Source organism: Enterobacter sp. C6 (genome assembly GCF_008122455.1).
GTDB classification, from domain to species: Bacteria; Pseudomonadota; Gammaproteobacteria; order Enterobacterales; family Enterobacteriaceae; genus Enterobacter; species Enterobacter pseudoroggenkampii.
Map to the genome: position 1 here is coordinate 1 of NZ_QPFW01000124.1, position 7,732 is coordinate 7,732.

A 7,732-nucleotide genomic window follows, 5' to 3' on the forward strand; every position below is an offset into this window, starting at 1 on the left:
GCTCCATGGCGGTCATCGCCGCCCAGACTTTTTGCCCGCGCGTTGCGCTTTCTACGGCGCGATCGACGTCTTCGCGCCCGGCGGCCTGTACGCTCGCCAGGACTTCACCGTTGGCCGGGTTGATGGTCTCGAAGGTGCGACCGCTGGTGGCCGATGTATAACCACCATTGATATAAAGCTGCTGTTCTGCCATTCGGGACATAAATTCTCCTCGGTTATTCGGTCGGTAAATGCTGGCTGATAAAGTGGCTGGTCAGTGACTGGGCCAGGGTCTTATCCAGCGGCTTGCCGCTTAGCGCGGCGCGCAGCCACAGCCCGTCGATCAGCGCCGCCAGCCCGTAGCCCGCCTCTTCGGCCTGTTCGCGCGGCAGTTCGCGGCGGAACTCGTACACCAGGTTCGACAGCAGGCGGCGGCTGCTCACTTGCTGCAGGCGGTAGAGCATCGGCTGGTGCATGCTGCTTGCCCAGAAGGCCAGCCAGGCCTTCATTGCCGCGCCGCTGGTCTGGGTTTCATCAAAATTGCCGCCGACAATCGCCTGCAGTCGCTGCTCCGCGCTGGCGTTCGGCAGGGCGCGTAAGCGGCTCAATACCGCGTCGCGCAGCTGGCCGGTGATGTCGCGCATGGTTGCTTCCAGCAGACCGTTTTTGTCTTTGAAATAGTGACTGATGATCCCCGTGGAAACGCCTGCCCGACGGGCGATCTGCGCGATCGTCGCGTCATGCATTCCCACTTCATTTATTGCTTCCAGCGTGGCGTCGATAAGCTGCCTGCGCCGGATCGGCTGCATCCCCACTTTGGGCATTTTTGCCACTCCATTCATCAGCGTTGGTTAACCATTAAAGCGGTTTTTGATTGGACGTTCAATATAAAATGTGTCTTAATTGTTGCGGATTTGGATTTTAATAGTTACAAAAACAGTGGGGATACTGGATGACAGACCTTTCACAGGACAGAGAAAAAGACAAAATCAACCCGGTCGTTTTTTATACGTCTGCCGGGCTGATTTTGTTGTTTTCCCTGACAACGATCTTCTTTCGCGATTTTTCTGCCGAGTGGATTGGGCGCACCCTGAACTGGGTGTCGAAGACCTTCGGCTGGTACTACCTGCTGGCGGCGACGCTCTATATCGTCTTCGTGGTCTGCATTGCCTGCTCGCGCTTCGGTTCGGTGAAGCTCGGGCCTGAGCAGTCAAAGCCCGAGTTCAGCCTGCTGAGCTGGGCCGCGATGCTGTTTGCCGCAGGCATTGGCATCGACCTGATGTTCTTCTCCGTGGCGGAACCGGTCACGCAGTATATGCAGCCGCCGGAAGGGGCAGGGCAGACGATGGAGGCCGCGCGCCAGGCGATGGTCTGGACGCTGTTCCACTACGGCCTGACCGGCTGGTCGATGTACGCCCTGATGGGCATGGCGCTGGGATACTTTAGCTATCGTTATAATTTGCCCCTCACCATCCGCTCCGCGCTGTACCCGATTTTCGGTAAAAAGATAAACGGCCCGATTGGCCACAGCGTCGACATTGCGGCGGTGATCGGCACCATCTTCGGTATCGCGACGACGCTTGGGATTGGCGTGGTGCAGCTTAACTACGGGCTGAGCGTGCTGTTTGATATTCCGGATTCGATGGCGGCGAAAGCGGCGCTGATTGCGCTCTCCGTCATTATCGCCACCATCTCGGTGACGTCGGGCGTCGATAAGGGCATCCGCGTGCTCTCCGAACTGAACGTGGCGCTGGCGCTGGGCCTGATCCTGTTCGTGCTGTTTATGGGCGATACCTCGTTCCTGCTCAATGCCTTAGTGCTGAACGTGGGCGACTATGTGAACCGCTTTATGGGCATGACGCTGAACAGCTTCGCCTTCGACCGCCCTGTAGAGTGGATGAACAACTGGACGCTGTTCTTCTGGGCGTGGTGGGTCGCGTGGTCGCCGTTTGTCGGCCTGTTCCTGGCGCGTATTTCACGTGGCCGCACCATCCGCCAGTTTGTGATGGGCACGCTGATCATCCCGTTCACCTTTACCCTGCTGTGGCTGTCGGTGTTCGGCAACAGCGCGCTGCACGAGATTATCCACGGCAATGCTACTTTCGCGCAGGAAGCGATGGCGCACCCGGAGCGAGGCTTCTACAGCCTGCTGGCGCAGTATCCGGCGTTCACCTTTAGCGCCTCCGTGGCGACTATTACCGGCCTGCTGTTTTACGTCACCTCGGCGGATTCCGGCGCGCTGGTGCTGGGCAACTTCACCTCGAAGCTGAAGGACATCAACAGCGATGCGCCGAACTGGCTGCGCATCTTCTGGTCCGTCGCCATCGGCCTGCTGACGCTCGGTATGCTGATGACCAACGGCATCTCTGCGCTGCAGAACACCACGGTGATCATGGGGCTGCCGTTCAGCTTCGTTATCTTCTTCGTGATGGCCGGGTTGTATAAGTCCCTCAAGGTGGAAGATTACCGCCGCGTCAGCGCCAGCCGCGACACCGCGCCGCGTCCGATGGGCGCGCAGGACCGGCTGAGCTGGAAGAAACGCCTCTCGCGCCTGATGAACTACCCGGGCACGCGCTACACCAAACAGATGATGGAGACGGTCTGCTTCCCGGCGATGGAAGAGGTGGCGCAGGAACTTAAGCTGCGTGGCGCCTACGTGGAGCTGAAAAACCTGCCGCCGGAGGAGGGCGAGACCCTGGGGCACCTGGACCTGCTGGTGCACATGGGCGACGAGCAGAATTTTGTCTACCAGATCTGGCCGCAGCAGTACTCGGTCCCCGGCTTTACCTACCGGGCGCGCAGCGGGAAATCGACCTACTACCGGCTGGAGACCTTCCTGCTGGAAGGGAGCCAGGGGAACGATTTGATGGACTACAGCAAGGAGCAGGTAATTACGGACATTCTGGATCAGTATGAACGGCACCTGAACTTTATCCATCTGCACAGGGAAGCGCCGGGGAATAGCGTGATGTTCCCGGATGTTTGAACCATTTCGTGTATGAATGACAGGGCACCCGTAACGGGTGCCGCTATCATCTATCCTGAACGTGAAGACCGGTTTTCCAGATAAAGAAGCTTACCGTGTCGACTAATTTTGAATCGGCCTCGGCATAGGTTGCGGCACTGTGTCCTCCCTGACGGTAAGCCAGAACCAGCACGCTGCGCGGCGAGCCTATTTCCTCTAAACGGGCGGCGAATTTTGCTGTTTGCCACGGGGAAACGCGCTGGTCATGCAGGCCCACGGTTAACAGGACGGGAGGATAACGTTTTTCAGGTACCAGATGCCGGTAAGCATCTATTTTCAATAAGTTTAGTCTGCCTGACGGCGTCAGCGGCGATCCCAGTTCGTCATAGTTCATCACGCCTATCGGAATGTTATCCAGTCGGCTGGTATTGAGCATCCCTGCGTCTATGGCCACAGCGGCAAACAGTTCCGGGCGACGGGTCATCGCCATACCCACGATAATTCCCCCCGCGCTTTCACCCCCGATTGCCAGTTTTGACGGTGAGGTGTAGCGACTGTCGATAAGATATTCCGCGCAACGGATAAAATCGGTAATGGAATTTTCTTTCTTATCTGCTCTTCCTGCTTCGTGCCATTCAGGGCCCATTTCACCGCCTCCGCGTACATGCGCGATAGCGAGAATACCGCCTTGTTCCAGCCAGAGCAGACGGGTCAGATCGAATGAAGGAAACGTACTCACGCCGTACGCGCCATAAGCCGTCAACCAGGTAGGGACCGAACCATCGCGCGCAATGCCTTTACGGTATATGAGGGTCAGTGGGACGCGAATATTGTCTGCTGTAGTGACCCATTTTTCTTCCGTCACATAGTCTGTCAGGGGCTGGCTTAACGGCGGTATTAACTCTGTTTTCTGGATAATGTTGTCCGCAGGTTGATAATGATAAATGACGGGGGGCTTCAGCCAGCCCTGGCGGGTGAAGAGAATGTCCTGACTATCGCTGCTGGCAAATATCGCACTCACGTCTTCATTTGCGGGGACCGGAATTGTCTGGTGTTTATTGATTTCAGCAAACGGAATACGCATGAATTTACTGCTGCCAGCGTCATGATAAACCACATAAAGTGAATCCCTGCTCAGGCTTAATTGTGTTAACTCTCCGTTCGACCAGCTCATCACGGGTTCTTTGGTGGAGGCAGGAGCCGCCAGATTGATGCGTGAAATATCATAGCCTGAGGAGGCGTTATAGCTCGCCAGATAAATCCACTCCCCGGAATAAACAAAGGCAGAAACATTTTCATCGGGATCAACAATCCTGATCCAGTTGAGCGTGCCGTTGCCATCTGCGTCTTTTTTAGCGGAAAAAAGAGAGCTGCCATAACCGCTAATGGATTTTGACACGTTAACAATCAGGTAGTCAGAATCAGGGGAGGCGTAAAGATTAACGTTTTCGCAGGACTGCTGTGCGAGTTCTGGAATGGTGCGCCAGTCAAACGTCATAATATCGTTGTTGCTTTCTATATGGTGGAGATAGACCTTGCCGCAGGTCTGCCGTCCTGAATCCTGAGTTGTAGTGTTCAGGCTGTAATAAAAGGACTGATTATCTGCGGCCCAGACAACATTGGGGTAGCGAACGGCGGGGATGCGAGTGTCTAATACCACGTTATCAGCCACTCCGATCACCGTGATATCCGTGCTTTCCGTTCCATTTCGTGAGCGCCCAACGGCAACGAAGCGACCATCATGTGAAGGAATGAAAAAGTTAATCCCATAACCCACAGGCGGATCGATGAGCACACGTTCAGGCTTTCCCGCTTGTTTTACAAACAGCCGCAGGTAGGGATGTTCGACCGATGAGCGGAGATAAAAACGATTGTCTCCCGCATCATAAATGTCTGAAATAGTGGGGGCCGTATTCACTAACTCGCTCAACCTTTTCGCCAGCACGTTTCGCCAGGGAAGGGCGTGGAGCATGTTAACCGTCTGGTTTGAGCGTTGATTTAACCAGCGCGCGGTCTGTTGGGGGTGAGTTTCCATCCAATGATAAGGATCCATGTCATCCTCATAGGGATTTTCGTTAGCATGAACGAAAAAGAGACAGCCGAAAAATGCGAGGGTACTAATAATTATCTGCTTGCTGATATGTTTTATTCTCGGTATCAGACAATGTTTCATTTCTGGCTGGGCTCATGTTGTTCTGTTAGTGGCGTTAGTTGGGTACGTCATGTTTCCTTAGTCACATCGAGTTAAGGTAGAACAGCGAAGGAATAATGTTCCTGAAAATATAAAATTGAAATAACTTATTTTGTATTTATTGATTTTTTATCCTCGTATTTTTGATCTGGCTCGAGGTTTTATGACCAAATTCTGTTATGAAAAAACTCGCCCGCATACTTTTAAATGCTTCAGGAAGATTTTGGTGGCTATTATAAATGGTAGGAAGTGAGAGTTTCGTTATTTTTAGTGTTTAATTTCCGGGAGCAATAAACAGGGCAGCATTATTCCTGAACGACAATCAAGGTATATACCTCTCCATTAACACGTTGCCAGTCGAGGCTAAAGCATTTTCCCTGCTGATAACGGCCTGCCGGATGGCTGAGCGTCAACGCGATAGTTTTCTGATTCAACGCAGTGACGCGTGCACAGTCGAATCCCATGTAGCGCTTTGCCGTAGGGAACAGGGCTTTAAACAAACTTTCTTTGGCGCTGAATGCCAACGTCAACGCCAGCGCAAAGGGGTAGCCCGAACGCTTCAGGCACATCGCTTCCTGTGCATCAATGATGCCGTCCTGGATTTCTCGGGCTTCACGGTCAGGAAGAATGGCTTCGCAATCAATACCCACAAGCGCATATGGATGACGGACGGCAAGCGCCATCGCCTGCGTGCCGCAGTGGGTGATGCTCCCTGATACGCCGTCAGCCCAGAGAGGTTCACCGCTGGGGCCGATGCCGGGCACGGTGTGGTCAGGTAAGGCATACGCGGCGGCGATGCGGCCTGCCAGATGCTCGGCTTTGCGTTTGCGCCCGGCGTTGGAAAGCTCAGCGTGGTGGGGGAGCCAAAGGAGATCGGTGTCGGTGAAGGTGGTTGGGTCGAAGGTGACGTGGTGGACGGTGTGGTTAGCGAGAGAAAATGTGCTGTGGGTGGTGTGCATGGTTTTTTCCTTCAGAGTTGTGCGGCCTGATGCCCTCACCCCGGCCCTCTCCCACGGGGAGAGGGAGCAAACACTAAAAACGGCAACGGGGTTGCCGTTTTGCTTTCACCTCGCCCTCACCCCGACCCTCTCCCACAGGGAGAGGGGGAGTTACTGCCTGTATCAGAAACGCGTATTCACGCTCATGTACCAGGTACGACCCGGTTCATTATACGTATACGCACCCGCACCGTACATATACGCACCGGTGGTGGTATTTCCGGTTGTCTGGGCATTACCCGCGCGCCACTGGCGTTTGTCGAAGACGTTGTCCACGCCGCCGGTCAGGCTGACGTTTTTGGTCATGTCCCATGTCGCGCTCAGGCCAACGATGCTGTACGGACTGACTTCGTCTTTTTCAGACCCGGTCACCGGCTGACCTTTGTAGTTGTACTTTTTCGGCTGCTGCTTGCCGTACCAGGTAAAGGTCGACTGGAGCGACACGTCCTGATGCACCTGCCAGCTCAGGGTTGAGTTCAGCGTGTACTCCGGAATGATCGACAGACGGTCGCCGGTCTCCTTGTTCTTGCTCTGCAGCATGTAGGTGATGTTGTTGGTCCAGTTAATCGTGTCGCTGACCGGCACGTTCAGGGAGCCTTCCAGACCTTCCACCACCGCCTTCGGCACGTTTTCCCACTGGTAGATGTCGGTCTGCACTTTACCGGAAGAGGTGTGACCAATCGGCGCGTAGCCCGCTTCAATCTTGTCGCGGTAGTCGTTGCGGAACCAGGTGACGCCCGCCAGCCAGCCGTCGTGTTTCCACTCCAGGCCAATCTCTTTGTTGATGCTGGTTTCGGCCTTCAGGTCGTCGTTACCCATCATGTAGCAGCCCACGCCGTCGGAGCTGGCGTAGCAGCCCTGGCCTTTACTGTAGAGTAGGTAGTTCGGGTTGGTCTGGTACAGGCTCGGCGCCTTATAGGCGCGCGCGATCCCCATCTTCAGCGTGAAGTTATCCCCCAGACCCTGCGACAGGTTAAGTGACGGGCTCCAGTTGTTGCCGACGATGGTGTGATGGTCGAAGCGCAGGGCAGGGGTCAGCATGGTGCTGTCGGTCAGCTCCATGTTGTTTTCAGCGAACAGGGAGAAGATCTCTGCCGAGGTATAAGGGCTGCGATCGTTACTCATTCCCGGGATCGCGCCGCCCTGCTGGGTTTGGGTGAAGGAGGTCGAGTCCTTCATGCGCTGCTGGTTCCACTCGGTGCCGAGCGTCAGGTTCTGGTTAACGATGAAATCAATCGGCAGGTTGACTTCGCTGTGCAGCATCACGTCGGCCAGGTCGGTGTCGGTAAATTTATTACTGTTGAACAGACCTTCCAGGCCGCCCGCCAGCCCTTCGCCCAGACGGGAGTTGCGGGTGTGCTCGTACTGTGCCCAGTTGCTGGTGGTAATGCCGTTATCCCAGCCGCCGTTCCAGGTCACCGCGAAGTTCTGGCGATAGATACGGTTGGTCTCTTTGCCGTAGTTTTTTTTCACCAGGCCGCTGGAGCTGTTGTCGTTGTTGGTGTTCTGCGTGTCGCCGGCGTAGAGGTTGTTCTGACGGCTGTAGCCCGCCTCAAATTCCAGAGACTGCATCGGCGCAAAGTCCCAGCGCACCACGCC

The 7,732-nt window shown here is 55.3% G+C and carries 6 protein-coding genes; 1 reads left to right on the plus strand and 5 read right to left on the minus strand.

Features of this window, described 5'->3' with window-relative positions; genetic code table 11:
* The coding region (locus DOU50_RS02090) for an aldehyde dehydrogenase family protein (protein WP_148768671.1) at window positions 1–202 on the minus strand (202 nt) is incomplete at its 3' end.
* Between the two features lie 13 nt (window positions 203–215).
* Window positions 216–803, minus strand: a complete 588-nt coding sequence (betI, locus tag DOU50_RS02095) for a transcriptional regulator BetI (protein ID WP_029741650.1) — start codon at window positions 801–803, stop codon at window positions 216–218.
* 128 nt (window positions 804–931) lie between these two features.
* Between betI and betT the strand changes: the two genes are divergently transcribed.
* A complete protein-coding gene (betT, locus tag DOU50_RS02100) occupies window positions 932–2,965 on the plus strand; it encodes a choline BCCT transporter BetT (RefSeq protein WP_024906970.1) in 2,034 nt (677 codons plus the stop codon).
* Window positions 2,966–3,011: 46 nt separating this feature from the next.
* On the opposite strand, the gene DOU50_RS02105 is transcribed toward betT, so the two are convergent.
* From DOU50_RS02105 to DOU50_RS02115, 3 genes are all read right to left on the minus strand, one after another.
* On the minus strand, window positions 3,012–5,117 hold the full coding sequence (locus tag DOU50_RS02105; RefSeq protein ID WP_090417862.1) for a prolyl oligopeptidase family serine peptidase: 2,106 nt from the start codon (window positions 5,115–5,117) through the stop codon (window positions 3,012–3,014).
* Window positions 5,118–5,440: 323 nt separating this feature from the next.
* A complete protein-coding gene (gene entD / locus DOU50_RS02110) occupies window positions 5,441–6,094 on the minus strand; it encodes an enterobactin synthase subunit EntD (RefSeq protein ID WP_061715789.1) in 654 nt (217 codons plus the stop codon).
* A 162-nt stretch (window positions 6,095–6,256) separates the two neighbouring features.
* On the minus strand, window positions 6,257–7,732 hold a 1,476-nt coding region (locus tag DOU50_RS02115; RefSeq protein WP_148768672.1), incomplete at its 5' end, for a FepA family TonB-dependent siderophore receptor.